We start from the raw sequence: 15,414 nt of genomic DNA, 5'->3' as shown, positions 1-15,414 counted from the left end.
TTTAACATAATTTAGAGTCTTTTATCACCCAAAAAAGCCCGACCTATTACAATAATATCTACTTTTGGACGTTGATTAAATGTTTGAGTCTTATATTAAATGATTTTTAACAAATCGTTTTTATTGGAATCAAATAAGAAACAAAAACAAAATAGATGGTAAATTTCAGAAAATATCTTTCAAGTGCAGCAGTATTGGCTTCTGGTTTATTCCTCGCTCAATCTACTGTTTCTACCGTTCTTTATTCTCAGGCTTACGACAATCAAAAAAGTAGTTTAAACTTGCCTTCTCCCATTACTTCAGTTGTGGAGAAAACGATTTTGTCGGCTAAAGAGCTGGTAGATATTAATGTAAACACAATGATGGCAGATCCTGTGCTGAAAAATGCAACTTGGGGATTTGTAGTGTATGACCCGAAAACGAAGAAAATAATTTCTTCGTATAACGAAAATACTCCTCTTGTTCCAGCGTCTACAACGAAATTATTAACTACTGAAACAGCTTTGAACCTGTTAGGTGAAAATTATCGTTGGATGACTCAATTGGAATACTCAGGAAGTGTAGACGAAAATGGAGTTTTAAACGGAAATCTGTATGTTGTAGGTAGTGGCGATCCGTCTTTAGGGACGAACAAAGCCGGAGCTTATTCTTACAGAGATATTATTTCAGACTTCATCAGTGGGATGTCTCGTGAGGGAATCAAAAAGGTAAATGGTGATATTATTATTCAGACAGCGCTTTTCAAAGGTAACATTTCGAGACTTCCGGAAAATGTTGTTTGGTTAGAGAACAATAATTACTATTTGCCGGTTGGTACAACTCGTGAAATCAATCCTGCCAACGAAAAACTGATCGTTAAAAAAGGAAACAGTTTCTCAGGAGAGAAGAAATATTTCTATGTTTCTCCTTACAACAGTCAAATGGTTTTTGCAGACAAATACGAAGGTGACGGAATTTTAACAACAAAATTACCCGATGCACCAGCTTATTTAGCAAATACTTTAAGAGCTACGATGGTAAAAAGCGGAATAGGCGTTACCGGAAAAGTAACTCCTAGAATGACAGATGCTACTCCTGAAAGCAGAAAATTGGTTTCAGCGTATAAATCTCCGACTTTAGGTGATATTATTTATTACACGAATCAGCACAGTGATAATTCTTTAGCTGAAGCTTTATTGAAAACAGTAGGTTTCCAAAGTAAAGGTGATCAAACTTCTGAATCTGGTAGAGTAGTAGTAACCAATCATTTGAAAGCAGAAGGTTTTGATATGATGGGATTAAATTACATCGACGGTAGCGGACTTTCAAGAAGCAATAATGTAACGCCGATTTCTCAGGTTAAATATTTAACATCTTTAATGGATGAGAAATATTACAAGACTTATTTAACTTCATTGCCAATTGGTGGACAGTCCGGAACGTTGAAAAGAATGTTCGTTGGAACAGGAAACGGACAAATCTTCGCTAAAACAGGAACTTTAAATAAAGTAAAAGCGTTAGCTGGATATATGAAAACAAATTCAGGGAAGACTTTAGTATTTTCGTTATTAGTTAATAATTATTCAGGATCTGTGGATATGGTGAAGAAAAGAATGGAAAAAATTCTAGAGCCAGCATTAGATCTTTAAAAATATTCTTATTTTCAATATTTGTAACAACCTTTTAATCAATGATTAAAAGGTTTTTTTATATTTATACCTTAATAAATATATCAAGTGATGATGAGAAAAACTATTTTTTGGCTGGCCATATTTTTGGCACAATGCTTCTATGCACAGACCTCAGATCAAGGAATAAAATCCTTTAGAAAGAATGAAATGAAATCAGCTGCCCATAAATTGGGAGCAGGTGGTAATCCGAATCCGAATACTTTAAATTATGACCTTCGTTATCAAAGAATGGATGTTTCTTTAGATCCTGCTGTTCAAAATATTTCAGGATCTGTTACCTCACATTTTATCCCGAATCAAAACATAAACAGTATTTATTTTGATCTTTCGAGTTTAATGACGGTATCTCAGGTGCAGTATCATGGGATTAATCTTAATTTTCAAAGTCTTTCTGCAACCAAAGAGTTAAAAATTGATTTTCCGATTTCTATTTCTGCAAATGTTTTGGATTCTCTTACGATAAATTATTCAGGATCACCAACAACTAGTTTGTTACTTAATCCATTCTCTACAGGTGTTCAAAACGGAACTCCGGTACTTTCTACTTTTAATCAGTTGTTCGGAGCGCAGGAATGGTTTCCAACTAAGGTAAGTTTAAATGATAAGATCGAAAGATTTGATTTTAAAATTACCACACCTTCCCAATATAATGTTGCTGCAAACGGAAAATTGATGTCTGAAACTTCTGTTCCAAACGGAAAAAAACTTACTTTCTGGAGAACAATGTATCCTACAGCATCATATGTGGTGGGAATTTCAATTACAAATTTTGTGAAGCTGAGCAGTACGATCGGGAACCCGCCATTTCCTTTTGTAAATTACGTTTATCCCAATACTGCAGCTAATACAACCTCAATGACTAATATAGAATGGACTAAACAAATCATGGCAACTTTTGAAAATTATTTCGGTCCTTATCCTTTTAGAGATGAAAAATATGGTCATATGGAATTTCTTTATAATTATATTAATCTTGAAACCCAAACAATGTCATCAATGAGTAGCTGGGAAAAGTACTTAATTGCTCATGAGTTGGCGCATCAATGGTTTGGTAATAAAGTTACTTGTGGTACACCGGGAGATCTTTGGCTTAATGAAGCTTTTGCAACATTTGGAGAGCATCTTGCCAACGAAAAGCTTTTAATGAACAATACCGAGTTTTTAAACTACTTATTGAGCGAAAAAAATTATTGTACAAGTTTTACTAATCAAAGTGTTGCAACAGAAGATTATTATTCTAGAGGAGCATATATGGTACGAATGATGAAGTGGGTTTTGGGCGATGCCGTATTTTATCAGGCTCTTAGAGACTATCAGTCTAATCCGAATTTTGCGTACAAATATGTTGTTGCTCAGGATTTAAAAGGATCATTATTACAGTCTACAGGAAAAGATTTTACAGAGTTTTTTAATGATTGGGTTTACGGTAAGGGATATCCAACTTATACTATTAAATGGAAACAGATGGGAAATCAGATCACGTTTAAAGCTTCCCAATCTCAAAGTAATGCTTCTGTAAGTTTTTTTGATATGATTTTACCCATAAAAGTAACAGGAAATGGAGGTGAAGTCGCTTATTTTGCTTTGAATAATACTTCCAATAATCAATATTTTACACAGTCGGTTTCCTTTCCTGTGGCAAGTGTTCAGTTTAATTATGAATATCAGATTCTCGAAAAAAATTCTACGGTAACATTAGATAATACATTAGGAACTGCGGAAACAGATCTTGATAATTTTTCTGTATATCCAAATCCTGCAAGTTATGAACTTAATGTAAAAGGTGTAAGAAAATCCGTGGATTATAAAATTTATTTCTCTGATGGTAAAATAGTGAAAGAGGGTGTTTATCAGGTAAATAAGCCAATAAATATATCAGAATTAATTCCTGGTGTATATTTTTTGAATATTAACGAAAATAGGATTAAGCTTCTGAAAAAATAAATAAAAAAGCCATCATTTAATGGCTTTTTTGTAGCTTAGCTATGAACTAAAGTGTATCAAATATGAAAAAAAATTATCTATTAGTTTTAGGTGTTTTAGCCTTTCAACAAATCTATAGCCAAAATCAGGATCAAAATATAGAAATGAAAGGTCTGATTGCAAAAGAAGCTAAATCTTTTGCCCATAAAATGACTGCCTATAACATCAATCCCAATACTTTAAATTACGATTTGCAGTATCAGAGAATGGATGTTACTTTAAATCCAACAGTGTATAATATTGCGGGCTCTGTGACTTCGCATTTTAAACCGACTCAAAGTATGAACAGTATTTATTTTGATTTGGCGAATACATTAACGGTTTCTCAGGTTCAGTATCACGGAACAAATCTTGCTTTTCAGCAACTTCCAACGAAGGAATTGAAAATCAATTTTCAATCTTCTCTTCCGGCTAATGTTCTGGATTCTTTAACAATACAATATGCAGGACCTCCTGCAACAAGTAATAATGCTTTTGCCACAGGTTCTCAAAACGGGACGCCAATTCTTTCAACATTAAATGAACCTTACGGCGCACAGGACTGGTTCCCGACCAAGCAAAGCATGAATGATAAAATCGACAGGTTTGATTTTAAAATCACAACACCCTCTCAATACAGTGTCGCTGCGAACGGAAAATTAATGTCTGAAACTTCACTTTCGGGTGGTCAGAAACTGACATTCTGGAGAACAATGTATCCCACATCGGCTTATTTGGTCGCCCTTTCGATCACGAATTTTGTTAAATTGAATGATACGATGGGAAATCCACCATTTCCTTTTGTGAATTATATATATCCGACTTCTGCCAATAATCCATCTATTATGGCTGATATTGATTGGACGAAGCAGATCATGAATACTTTTGAAACCTATTTTGGGCCGTATCCTTTCAGAAATGAAAAATACGGTCACATGGAGTTTCAATATGGAGGGACTTGTATGGAACATCAAACGATGTCTTCTATGAGTGGTTGGAATAAACCGGTAATCGCACACGAATTGGCTCATCAATGGTTCGGAGATAAAGTTACTTGCGGTGCATGGAATGACATTTGGCTGAATGAAGGTTTTGCGACATTCGGTGAACATTTAGCTAATGAAAAATTACTAATGACGAATGTACAGTTTATGAATTATTTGTCTGGTCAGAAAGATTATGTTACTGGTTCAACAGGTGGAAGTACGTATGTTCCGGATTCAAAATTAGGAAATATTGGTGATATTTTCAGTGGCAGATTGTCTTATGCAAAAGGTGGATATGTTGTAAGAATGATCAAATGGGTTTTAGGTGAAACAGCTTTTTATCAGGCATTAAAAGATTATCACTCAAGACCGAATTTAGCGTATAATTATGCTAAAACACAAGACTTAAGTGCTTCTTTATTACAATCCACAGGAAAAGATTTCACAGAATTTTTTAACGACTGGATTTACGGAGAAGGATATCCAACTTATGATATCAAATGGAGACAGGTTGGAAATCAGGTGACATTCAGAGCATCACAAACACAAAGTAGCCCTACAGTAAGCTTTTTTGAAATGCCACTTCCAATAAAAGTGACAGGAACAGGAGGAGAAACAGCTTATTTTGCTTTAAATAATACGACAAACAATCAATATTTTACACAATCTGTGACTTTTCCGATTGCAAGTGTTCAGTTCAATTACGAATACCAAATGTTGGAGAGAAATTCTACGGTATCACAAGATAATACGTTGTCTACTACAGATTTAAATATAGATAAATTTTCATTATATCCAAATCCTGCGAAGAATGAATTGTATTTAAAAGGAATTGACAAACCAACAGATTTCACGATCCATTTTGTAGACGGAAAATTAGTGAGAAAAGATACTTATCAGCCTAATAAACCGATTAATATTTCAGAGCTAGTTCCCGGAACTTATGTTTTCACGATAAAAGACAAGAATATTAAATTTATTAAACTTTAGTTAAAGCTTAAATATAATACAAATGAAAACGGACTTATGGGTTCGTTTTTGTTTTTTAATTTCTCCCTGATTTTAAATTTATTAATACCAGAGAGAAATTGAATTAATAATTTAGAACATCGGATAGAACGAATACAGAGATCGTTCTGAAGAGAGTAATGCGTACAGTAATTCCATTGTTTGAATAATTTGATTGTTATTAATTTTATGATTGAAAAGCTTAAATCTGAAAGTTTTTCTGTCTTTTAAGTGCTTTTTGAGCTCGTTTATTGGCTATTTTTACTTTATAATTAAACCATTTTTCTTTGAAGATCTTTCTCATAGCATTGTCAAAATGTCTAATGACAACAAGATTTTTGAAACCTCTCCACTTTTCCAGCCAACTTGAAGGCAAAGCGCGTATGGAAACGGAGTAACCCTCAGTTTCATATTGAATATAATGCCACCATCCGGAAGGAATATATAATGTTTCGCCAGGATTGATGACGGCTTCATATCCATTTAAATATTTTAAGGCAGGAAATTTCTCATAATCTGCTTCCTGAAGATTAATTAAACTGTGAAAATTATATGGCAACTTGTACATCAAATCAGACTGTTCCCACGGAAAAAGCCAAATCCTTTTAATTCCTTGAAACTGAGTGATAAAAACATGAGACATATCGATGTCAATATGATTTCTTGTGATTGAACCTTTTCCTCCGAAGAACATAAATGGAAGCCATTTTAAAATTTTTCCTTTGGTAACGTCTTTATATTGAATATCATTCTTCATTTCAGGTTTAATGCTTAGGAGATTAAATAAAAACAAACGATGTTCTGTAGCTTTTGAGCTTATCAGATCCAAATAATCTGAAAATGTGGTTTCGCCAATCGGTTTACTTGCCACTCTATCAATGGATTCTATTTCGCTGCCGTAAACGTTTACTTTTTTCTCGCCTGCGATTTGTTTAAAGTAATCATAATTCCATTTTTCGAATGCCGGACTTTTTGGATCGACAAAGTCTTTGAGAATGATAGGTTTACACGGTTTCATGAAATCTTGTAAAAACTCTTCCGGTGCAACATTTTCTGATCTTTTTACTGGTGTTAATTTCATCCTTATTCATTTTAAAGGTTCAAATATAATTATTATCCTACTAATTTAATAGACTAATGAAAGAAAATTAAACACTTAAATCAAAAATTTATAATAAACCATCATAAAAGCGAATAGTTTACAGCCTTTTTATTAAATTAGCGCATCCAAAAAATTATCTAAAAATGATCTCTAACAAGTATCTTGAAAATTTACAGAACGAACTACAAAATATTGATAATGACGGGCTTTACAAAAGAGAAAGGATTATTACTTCTCAGCAAAGTGCGGAAATTGAAGCCAACGGTAAAAAGCTGTTGAACTTCTGTGCCAACAATTATTTGGGATTATCAAACAATCCGGAAGTGATGAAAGCTTCTCAGGACATGATCGGATCTCATGGTTACGGGATGTCTTCTGTACGTTTCATCTGTGGAACTCAGGATATTCACAAGCAATTGGAAGAAAAAATTGCTCAATTCTTGGGTCTTGAAGATACTATTTTATATGCTGCATGTTTTGATGCGAATGGAGGTGTTTTCGAACCTTTATTTACAGAGGAGGACGCAATTATCTCAGATGAATTAAATCACGCTTCGATTATCGACGGAGTTCGTCTTTGTAAAGCGGCAAGATACCGTTACAAAAACAATAATATGGAGGATTTGGAGGCTCAATTAATCGCTGCTTCTGAAAAAAATCACCGTTTCAAAATTATTGTAACAGATGGAGTTTTCTCAATGGACGGAATTGTTGCAGACTTGAAAGGAGTTTGTGATCTAGCCGATAAATACGACGCTTTGGTGATGGTTGACGACTCTCACGCAACAGGTTTCATCGGAAAAACAGGTCGTGGTACTCACGAAGCCAACGAAGTGATGGGTAGAGTAGACATCATTACTTCTACTTTAGGAAAAGCTTTGGGTGGTGCTTTGGGAGGATTTACTTCCGGTAAAAAAGAGATTATTGATATGTTGAGACAACGTTCTCGTCCTTATTTATTCTCCAATTCATTGGCTCCAGGAATCGTTGGTGCTGCTTTGAAGGTATTGGAAATGATCTCAGACGATACTTCTCTTCGTGATCAGGTAATGGAAAATGCAGAATATTTCAGAGCAGAAATGAAGGCTAGAGGTTTTGATGTTCCAGATGGTGATGCTGCAATCGTTCCGGTAATGTTATACGACGCTCCATTGGCTCAAAAAATGGCCGAAAAATTAATGGATGAAGGAATTTACGTAATCGGATTCTTCTATCCTGTTGTACCAAAAGGAAAAGCAAGGATTAGAGTTCAGCTTTCTGCAGCGCATACAAGAGCGCATTTAGATAAGGCAATCATTGCTTTTGAAAAAGTAGGAAAGGAGCTAGGAGTAATTTCTTAGTCATTATCTGCAATTTGACATAAAGAAAAAATCTTTGTGAACTTTGCGATAAAAAAATATGAGTATTAAAAGCAAATACTCAAAATTTCTTAATAATTAAAATATAAAAAGCAGGTTTATGAAAAAAATAATGCTGATCATTGGTTTTGTTTGTTTTCAAAGCTTCTTTGCACAAAATATTATGGATCTTGATCTTAAAAATGTTGAATTGCAAGGCATGAAACCTGCTAAAATAAGTAAAGAAATGAAAGACATCGGGATTACTCAGATCCCTTTTGTGACGGATAATCCCGATGTTATTTCTAAAATTGAGGAAAAGGAAGTTGGCTCGTCTATCAAAAAATTATACGCCTTCATTTATAATAATGGAGAAAGAGGTGATGGTGGAGTTATTATAAATGAATTTAAAACTAAAGGCGATCTTGATGCTTATCTGGCCAAGACTTTTGAGCAATCGAATTACAGAGTTTTGGTCAAAGATTTATTTTTTATTCGTGTTTGGAGTGATTACAGTCTGCATGTAGAAGGTAAAGAAACAAGCGAAGATCACTTAAATAAATTGGAAAAATATTATACCAAATTAGGCGCGAAAAGAATACAATTGAAACCTGATGAATCTATCATTACTGAGGTTGCTGATTCTGTAGCGGAATAATAAGTTTAAAATGATTTTCAAGTCAAAATATAGGATCGAGTTTTCGAAACCAAAAGAAGAAATTTTAAATAAAATAGAAAATAATCTCTATAAAAAGTTTTTTGACTGGGATAAATCTTTTAAAGGAAAAGTTACATCAGAAGGATTCGATTTGAAATATGTCAATTGGAATTTATCTCCAAAGATTTTGGGAGATTTTAGAAAAGATGAAGATGGTAAAGAAAAGTTATGGCTTACAATAAGTTTTGGTTTTTTGAACCTATTGGCAGTATCATTTGCCACGCTTATTACATTTTTTATAGCTTTCTTGGTTACATTATTTTTTGAAAAGTATATATGGATTTTTATTTTAATCTTTTATGCTATTTATGTCCAATTAATTCGAATATATTGGATAAGTTCAAAAGATGAAGTTTTGGAATATTTAAGAAATTTAGATAAATTATGTGAAGTTTCTTCACTAAATAATTAGACAATAAGATGCTTTATACAATAATAAAAGCTTTACATATTATCTTCATGGTAAGTTATTTTGCGGGAATTTTTTATCTCGTAAGAATTTTCGTTTACTATAAAGATACCGATGAATTTGCCGAAGAAAAGAAGAAAATCTTAAGAGAACAGTACACTTTCATGGCTCGAAGATTATGGAATATTATTACAGTTCCTGCAGGCGTTATTATGACGGTGTGCGGGTTGATAATGATCTTTTTGAATCCTGGATTAATGAAAATGTCTTGGTTTCATTTAAAATTAACCTTTCTGATCGGTTTGGCAATTTACCATTACTGGTGCTGGAAAAAAGTACTTCAACTAAGAGAATTAAATGGAAATACCCTTAAAACACCTAATATAAAATTAAGACAAGCGAACGAAATCGCAACCTTTATTTTGTTTCTGGTTGTCTTTACAGTCATATTAAAATCAATGGCGATTGAATATTGGTGGCAATTAATTACCGGATTTTTCGTTCTGGTATTTTTAATTATGATGACCGTTAAATTGGTTAATAAAAACAAGAAAAAATAATAAAAGCTTTAGGCTAAAGGCAGTAAGCGATAAGCTTTTTTGCCTACTGCTTAGAGCATATTGCTTACAGCAAATTAAAAAACTATGATTGCAATTTTTAAGAAAGAACTTTGGAGTTACTTCGGGAATTGGAGCGCGTGGATCATCATTGCGGCTTTCAGTTTGATAGCGACTCTTTTTCTGTTTTTTTTCGATAACGATTTTAATATTTTCGACATCGGAATGGCTTCCTTACAAAGCTATTTTGTGTTAGTTCCGTGGCTGTTGATGTTTATTATTCCGGCATTGTCTATGAAAACTTTTGCGGAGGAACAGCAGATAGGAACATTAAACTGGTTGTTTTCTCAGCCATTAAAAATTTCAGATTTAGTTGTCGGAAAATTTCTTTCCGTTTGGGTAGTTGGGATTTTATGTCTGATTCCTTCATTGATTTACCTTTATACAGTCTATGTTTTGGGTGTTCCTGCGGGAAATATCGACCTTGGAATGACTTTCGGAAGTTATATCGGAATGATTATTTTGATCGCTGCTTTTTCAGGCGTTGGAATTTTAGCTTCTTCGCTTTCTCAAAATCAGATCATGGCTTATTTGTTGGGCGTTTTCATGTGTTTCATCATGTATTTCGGAATCGAACAGTTGGCAAGTTATAAATTATTGGGCGGAGCAGATTTTATCTTACAGAATGTTGGTTTTTATCAGCACTTTTTAGGTTTTACGAGAGGTCTTATCGATTTTAAGGATGTAGCCTATTTTGTTTTTATCATTGGTCTTACGCTCGCTTTGTCTAATCATTTTATCAATAAAAAGAAGTAGAATTATGAAGAAGATACAGTTTAAATCTCCATTAGGGATTTTACTTTTTGTTATTTTACCGTTAGCTATAATCCTCGCAATTTCTGGGGTTAGATTAGATTTAACAAAAGAAAAAAGATATACGCTTTCTGAAAATACAATTAAGGTATTGAAATCGGTTAAGAAACCATTGACAGTTGATGTGTATTTGGAGGGTGACTTTCCGGCAAGTTTCAAACAGCTTCAGGGCGAAACGAAATTTATGCTGGAAGAATTCAGAAAAATCAATTCAAACATAGATTTTAAATTCATTGATCCTATTAAAACTAAAATGTCTCAGGATACTTTGATGGCAATGGGAATGCAGCCTTCCGTACTTCCTGATATCAAAGATGGAAAGGTTTCACAGATCATGCTGTTCCCGTATGCGGTGATCAAGTATAATAAAAGGGGAGCTTCTATTCCGTTGGTTGTGCAGCAGGCGAATATTAATGCAGACGAGCAACTGACAAAATCCATTGAAAATCTTGAATATAATTTAGTTTCAAATATCAAAAATATTGCAGCTGATAAAAGAAAAAAGATCGGGATTTTGGTGAATCAGGATGAATTAAATCCACGTGAATTTCATGGCTTTATGGAATTAGCTTCTGAAAGCTACGATGCAGGACCAGTTATTCCTAAAAATCAGGTTGAACTGACTGTTGCTGATGTTCCTTTATTAAAGCAGATGAGTGCTTTAGTGATTGCAAAACCTAGAAAAGCGTTTACTGATGGTGAAAAGGTAATTCTTGACCAATACATCATGAACGGCGGAAAAACATTGTGGATGATTGATGCCGTGAACGCAGAAATGGATACGTTGATGAGGTCTCAAAAAGTAATGCCTTTTCCTGTAGATGTCAATATGACGGATTTCTTTTTCAATTATGGACTGAGAATCAATCCGGCCTTGGTAAAAGATTTGAAGAAATTTGCTTTGCTGAAATTGGTAACAGGAGAAGTAAGCGGAAACGCACAATACACAAGCCTTCCTTGGCCATATTATCCTCTTGGAATTGCGGAACACAATAATCCTATCACTAAAAATATCAATCCTGTCAAATTTGAATTCCCAACCTCAATTGATACGTTAGGGAGAAAAAATATTAAGACCAATATTCTTTTTGAATCGAGTGAAAGAACGCTTTTAAAGCAGGTTCCAAACTATGTTGATCTGAAAGAAATTGCAAGTGTAGACAGTCTCGGACAAATGGAAAAACCAAGCACTCCGAAGATTTATGCCGTTGCCTTGGAAGGGAAATTCACTTCCGCATACGGATCTAGAATTGAAAGAAAATCGTATCCCGGATTTAAAGCGCAAAGCCCTGAAAACAAAATGATCGTTATTGCAGACGGTGATGTCGGAAGAAATAAAGTGATCAAAGACAAGCCTTTACCTTTAGGCGTTGACCTGATGACGAATGAGCAATTCGGAAACGAACAGTTTTTAAGAAATGCTTTAGATTATCTGTTAGACGACAGCAATCTGATGGATTTAAGAAACAGAAATATCGAAGAAAGACTTCTTGACCGACAAAGAATTACCGAAGAAAAAGGCAACTGGCAGTGGCTGAATTTACTGCTTCCTTTAGCGATTATAGGATTGTTGGGAGGATTATTCTTCTGGATGAGGAAGAAGAAGTTTGGATAGAATAAAAAAAAGAGAAACTGTGAGGTTTCTCTTTTTTATGAATTTTACCAGGATTGTAGTGCTGCTATTTCTAACCTTTTTAATTCAACTTTTGTCACTAATGCCTCTATTGAATCAGTTAAAATTTTATGATAATTATTAGAATCATATTCTAATATATTTAAACTCATTGTATCCTTAATTATTTCTTTTACTTTATTATTAATTGCATTTTTAGGCATAATAATATAGTGTTTTCTATTTAAAGGATACTTAAATGTATAATCTTCAAGTATTAATTTAATGTCTGGATCATTTGTACCACATCCAATAAATATAAATGTATGTGTTAATGAAAGAGCTTCAATTATTTGATAAAAATTACGATGTTTAGTTCTGGCTTGGGAATAATCTTTTCTTGTAAAAATTAAGTTATCAGCTGTATCTACGGAACCATGTATTTTGATAATAAGTGGTTCTGGTCTTCTAATACAATCTGCAATGTCTTCATCAGTGAAATTTTTAATTATTGTACTACCATGAGAAGCATGATTTGCATATGTATCATAAATTTTATCAAAATTTGGAGTAATTACGATTCGAGAATCTAAATTATAGATATGTTCATGTATTGGAGCGTGGTTAAATCTTGGGGTTAAAAATTCTCTTCTAATTAATGTATTAAAATCATCTCTTCCTAATTCTTTTTTTATTAATTCACAAGCTGTTAAAAAATCTCCAGAATTAATCTGTCTTCTAATTTCTGTTTTACAGAGTAATGTAGCACTTGCAGAATCTAAAAATTCTCTCCAATCTTTTGGTCGTAAACCGGCAGCATTTACAGAGTTTTTAGAAACACCTGCTCCTAGTACTAATATAGTTTTCCTTCTAGCTATATCATCAATTAAATTTTCTGGCCAATTAATCATTTTTAATCAATATTTAATTGTAAGTTACTTACTATACTTTTTATAGTGTTGTCATATTCTTTCACTTTGTTAAAGTGAGCGCCAACAACACCATTCTCTGATTTTAAATTGAAAATTGGCGCGCTACTACTTTGTGATAGAGGAATTAAACTATTTAAGTTTGGTACTTCACCTAGTTTATTTGATCTTAGTTGGATTATATTATTGGCTACCAAATGTTTTTGTATAGCACTAGGAATCCTGCGGATAATTTTTTCATAAGCATTAACTGGTTGTTTTTTACCATTTATTGTTTTAGCTGTATATTGTTGAGTTATATAACCTGCAAATTGTAAATTCCATTTTATTATTTTATTATTAATTTCAAAATCTTCTTTTTCCTTAGCTTTATAATCTTCCAATCCCCTTTCAAGCTGAAATTTCCATTCATTTAGTGATTTTGAAATATTTTCTAAAGCTTGTAAACTAAAAATATCTGATGACATCGGAACTATAAAAAAATCTGAAGCTGCAAGAACCGACCTATTTAAAGCCCCTAATGATGGACCGACATCAAAAAAAACATAATCATAATCAGCATTTAGTTTTTCTAATAAATCTCTAAAAAGTAAGGTCGTTTGTAGTCCTCTATAATCTCCAGTTTTTCCATCTAACCAATCTTTGCTTAAAAAGTCTTCTGTTAAAGATATCTGTGTATCACCTGGAATTACATCAACTTGAAAGTTCGGGCTTGTAATAATTGGGAGATCTGATTTTAAATAGCCTTTTCCTCTTTGTAATGGTTTAATTATTTTAAAGAGAGTGTTACCTGATTTATAAATATTCTCAATATCGCTATATGGAAACATATAAGTTGTTGCGTTGCACTGAGGATCAGCATCAATAACAATAACTCTTTTGCCTTTTCTTATTTTTAGATATGAAGCTATATTACATAGCAAGGTAGTTTTTCCTACTCCTCCTTTATTATTGAAAATTACAATTGATTTCATTTTTTTTGGTTTGATTAAGCAAATGCAAGTTAACTTTGCGAATCTTTTCAAATATATAAAAAAAAAGGAAATCACTCATCAAAGAAATAATTTTTGATCAAATAACTTCGTAATTTCAATAATTATTATTTGTTTCCTAACAAAATAATTTATTAAAAATATAAATTTAGTAAACAAAAAAAGAGAAACCTAAAAGTCTCTCTTTAATAATTAGTTATAAAAAATATTTTACCAAGGACTGATTCCAATTTCATCCTCAATATCATTACTGTAAAACTGTCCTGTTGGTGCATTTTCATCGGTCAGGGTGTGTTTAACGATAAAAGAAGCGGCACTTTCAACAGAACCCGGACCACTGTGGTGATTGAAATCTGTTGCAGTATAACCAGGATCGATAACGTTTACTTTAAAAGGAAGATCCTTCAATTCATAGGCTAGAACAATTGTGTAAGCATTCAAAGCAGATTTTGAAGGTCCATAAGCTGCTGCTTTTACATTGTAATATTTCCATGTAGGATCACTGTGAAGAGTTAACGAACCTAGTCCTGAAGTGATATTGCTGATTCTCGGGCTTTCCGATTTTTTAAGCAATTCTAAAAATGCTTGCGTCACGCTGATCACTCCAAAAAAGTTGGTATCAAACACGGTTTGAATATCTCTGATTGAGGTTTCTGCTGCCGTTTGAGGATTTACACCTAGAATTCCTGCATTGTTGATCAAAATATCTAATTTTCCCTGTTCTTTTTCGATCAAATTTTTAGCTGCTGAAATAGAATCAGGATTGGTAACATCTATTTCGATCGCTTTGATATTCTGAAATCCTTTGTTGGTTAATTCTTTGACGATAGCTTCTCCTTTTTCAAAATCACGACTTCCTAAATAAACGAATAATCCTTTTTCTGAAAGTTGTTTTGCGGTTTCAAGGCCAATACTTCTGTTGGCTCCTGTAATTAATACTGAATTCATTTTTTTTGTTTTTAATTGGTGATGTAAAAGTCCGCCAATTAAATAAGATAACATTTGCCAAATGACAAAAAGCGATGATGAGTTGGGAATTATTAATTCTATAAAAATTAAACCACAAAAGGCACAAAAGATTTATGACACTTAAGTTATTTTAAGTTACTACTAAACTCCTAATAAGAACACTTAAGCTTTTTTGAAAATCGAAGATTTTCTTTTTACGACCTAGGAAGCTGTAGCGTTAAAAAAATTCTACTGTTCGAAGCACGAGACCAATTTAAAATTGAAGAACAAATATTGCTATCGTGCAAGTT

13 protein-coding genes are annotated in these 15,414 nt (G+C 33.0%); 9 read left to right on the top strand and 4 right to left on the bottom strand.

What is annotated here, in order from left to right; genetic code table 11:
• The first annotated feature begins 155 nt into the window (after positions 1-155).
• The 3 genes from dacB (at position 156) to SB689_RS18300 (ending at position 5,608) form a co-directional block, all read left to right on the top strand.
• On the top strand, positions 156-1,628 hold the full coding sequence (gene dacB, locus SB689_RS18310) for a D-alanyl-D-alanine carboxypeptidase/D-alanyl-D-alanine-endopeptidase (RefSeq protein ID WP_410693536.1): 1,473 nt from the start codon (positions 156-158) through the stop codon (positions 1,626-1,628).
• A 90-nt stretch (positions 1,629-1,718) separates the two neighbouring features.
• Complete coding sequence (locus SB689_RS18305) at positions 1,719-3,614, top strand: M1 family aminopeptidase (RefSeq protein ID WP_410693535.1); 1,896 nt, start codon at positions 1,719-1,721, stop codon at positions 3,612-3,614.
• Between the two features lie 62 nt (positions 3,615-3,676).
• Complete coding sequence (locus SB689_RS18300) at positions 3,677-5,608, top strand: M1 family aminopeptidase (RefSeq protein ID WP_410693534.1); 1,932 nt, start codon at positions 3,677-3,679, stop codon at positions 5,606-5,608.
• A gap of 220 nt (positions 5,609-5,828) precedes the next feature.
• On the opposite strand, the gene SB689_RS18295 is transcribed toward SB689_RS18300, so the two are convergent.
• The gene (locus tag SB689_RS18295) at positions 5,829-6,707 is read right to left on the bottom strand and encodes a cupin-like domain-containing protein (RefSeq protein ID WP_410693533.1); all 879 of its coding nucleotides are present in this window, start codon (positions 6,705-6,707) and stop codon (positions 5,829-5,831) included.
• A gap of 164 nt (positions 6,708-6,871) precedes the next feature.
• On the opposite strand from SB689_RS18295, the gene kbl reads away from it, so the two are divergent.
• The 6 genes from kbl (at position 6,872) to gldG (ending at position 12,237) form a co-directional block, all read left to right on the top strand.
• Positions 6,872-8,068 (top strand): glycine C-acetyltransferase, encoded by a 1,197-nt coding sequence (gene kbl / locus SB689_RS18290; RefSeq protein WP_410693532.1) that lies wholly within the window; start codon positions 6,872-6,874, stop codon positions 8,066-8,068.
• 118 nt (positions 8,069-8,186) lie between these two features.
• Complete coding sequence (locus SB689_RS18285) at positions 8,187-8,723, top strand: hypothetical protein (RefSeq protein WP_410693531.1); 537 nt, start codon at positions 8,187-8,189, stop codon at positions 8,721-8,723.
• Between the two features lie 10 nt (positions 8,724-8,733).
• Complete coding sequence (locus SB689_RS18280) at positions 8,734-9,195, top strand: hypothetical protein (RefSeq protein ID WP_410693530.1); 462 nt, start codon at positions 8,734-8,736, stop codon at positions 9,193-9,195.
• Between the two features lie 8 nt (positions 9,196-9,203).
• Positions 9,204-9,752, top strand: coding sequence for a CopD family protein (locus tag SB689_RS18275; RefSeq protein WP_410693529.1), 549 nt, complete (start codon positions 9,204-9,206; stop codon positions 9,750-9,752).
• Between the two features lie 84 nt (positions 9,753-9,836).
• Positions 9,837-10,565 (top strand): ABC transporter permease, encoded by a 729-nt coding sequence (locus SB689_RS18270; protein WP_410693528.1) that lies wholly within the window; start codon positions 9,837-9,839, stop codon positions 10,563-10,565.
• Between the two features lie 4 nt (positions 10,566-10,569).
• Positions 10,570-12,237: a gliding motility-associated ABC transporter substrate-binding protein GldG gene (gene gldG / locus SB689_RS18265; RefSeq protein WP_410693527.1), complete on the top strand. Its 1,668-nt coding sequence runs from the start codon at positions 10,570-10,572 to the stop codon at positions 12,235-12,237.
• Between the two features lie 44 nt (positions 12,238-12,281).
• On the opposite strand, the gene SB689_RS18260 is transcribed toward gldG, so the two are convergent.
• The 3 genes from SB689_RS18260 to SB689_RS18250 form a co-directional block, all read right to left on the bottom strand.
• On the bottom strand, positions 12,282-13,145 hold the full coding sequence (locus SB689_RS18260; protein ID WP_410693526.1) for an SIR2 family protein: 864 nt from the start codon (positions 13,143-13,145) through the stop codon (positions 12,282-12,284).
• A 2-nt stretch (positions 13,146-13,147) separates the two neighbouring features.
• A complete protein-coding gene (locus SB689_RS18255) occupies positions 13,148-14,137 on the bottom strand; it encodes a ParA family protein (RefSeq protein ID WP_410693525.1) in 990 nt (329 codons plus the stop codon).
• A gap of 228 nt (positions 14,138-14,365) precedes the next feature.
• Positions 14,366-15,103 (bottom strand): SDR family oxidoreductase, encoded by a 738-nt coding sequence (locus SB689_RS18250; RefSeq protein ID WP_410693524.1) that lies wholly within the window; start codon positions 15,101-15,103, stop codon positions 14,366-14,368.
• Positions 15,104-15,414: the final 311 nt, after the last annotated feature.

It is taken from the genome of Chryseobacterium sp. SIMBA_038 (assembly GCF_046535115.1).
Lineage (GTDB): Bacteria > Bacteroidota > Bacteroidia > Flavobacteriales > Weeksellaceae > Chryseobacterium.
This window is presented reverse-complemented; position numbering and strand designations above follow the sequence as displayed.

Excerpts from the sequence above, each read along its gene's own strand:
- dacB (WP_410693536.1), top strand. The coding sequence starts at position 156 with ATGGTAAATTTCAGAAAATATCTTTCAAGTGCAGCAGTATTGGCTTCT.
- SB689_RS18305 (WP_410693535.1), top strand. The coding sequence starts at position 1,719 with ATGATGAGAAAAACTATTTTTTGGCTGGCCATATTTTTGGCACAATGC.
- SB689_RS18300 (WP_410693534.1), top strand. The coding sequence starts at position 3,677 with ATGAAAAAAAATTATCTATTAGTTTTAGGTGTTTTAGCCTTTCAACAA.
- SB689_RS18295 (WP_410693533.1), bottom strand. The coding sequence starts at position 6,707 with ATGAAATTAACACCAGTAAAAAGATCAGAAAATGTTGCACCGGAAGAG.
- kbl (WP_410693532.1), top strand. The coding sequence starts at position 6,872 with ATGATCTCTAACAAGTATCTTGAAAATTTACAGAACGAACTACAAAAT.
- SB689_RS18285 (WP_410693531.1), top strand. The coding sequence starts at position 8,187 with ATGAAAAAAATAATGCTGATCATTGGTTTTGTTTGTTTTCAAAGCTTC.
- SB689_RS18280 (WP_410693530.1), top strand. The coding sequence starts at position 8,734 with ATGATTTTCAAGTCAAAATATAGGATCGAGTTTTCGAAACCAAAAGAA.
- SB689_RS18275 (WP_410693529.1), top strand. The coding sequence starts at position 9,204 with ATGCTTTATACAATAATAAAAGCTTTACATATTATCTTCATGGTAAGT.
- SB689_RS18270 (WP_410693528.1), top strand. The coding sequence starts at position 9,837 with ATGATTGCAATTTTTAAGAAAGAACTTTGGAGTTACTTCGGGAATTGG.
- gldG (WP_410693527.1), top strand. The coding sequence starts at position 10,570 with ATGAAGAAGATACAGTTTAAATCTCCATTAGGGATTTTACTTTTTGTT.
- SB689_RS18260 (WP_410693526.1), bottom strand. The coding sequence starts at position 13,145 with ATGATTAATTGGCCAGAAAATTTAATTGATGATATAGCTAGAAGGAAA.
- SB689_RS18255 (WP_410693525.1), bottom strand. The coding sequence starts at position 14,137 with ATGAAATCAATTGTAATTTTCAATAATAAAGGAGGAGTAGGAAAAACT.
- SB689_RS18250 (WP_410693524.1), bottom strand. The coding sequence starts at position 15,103 with ATGAATTCAGTATTAATTACAGGAGCCAACAGAAGTATTGGCCTTGAA.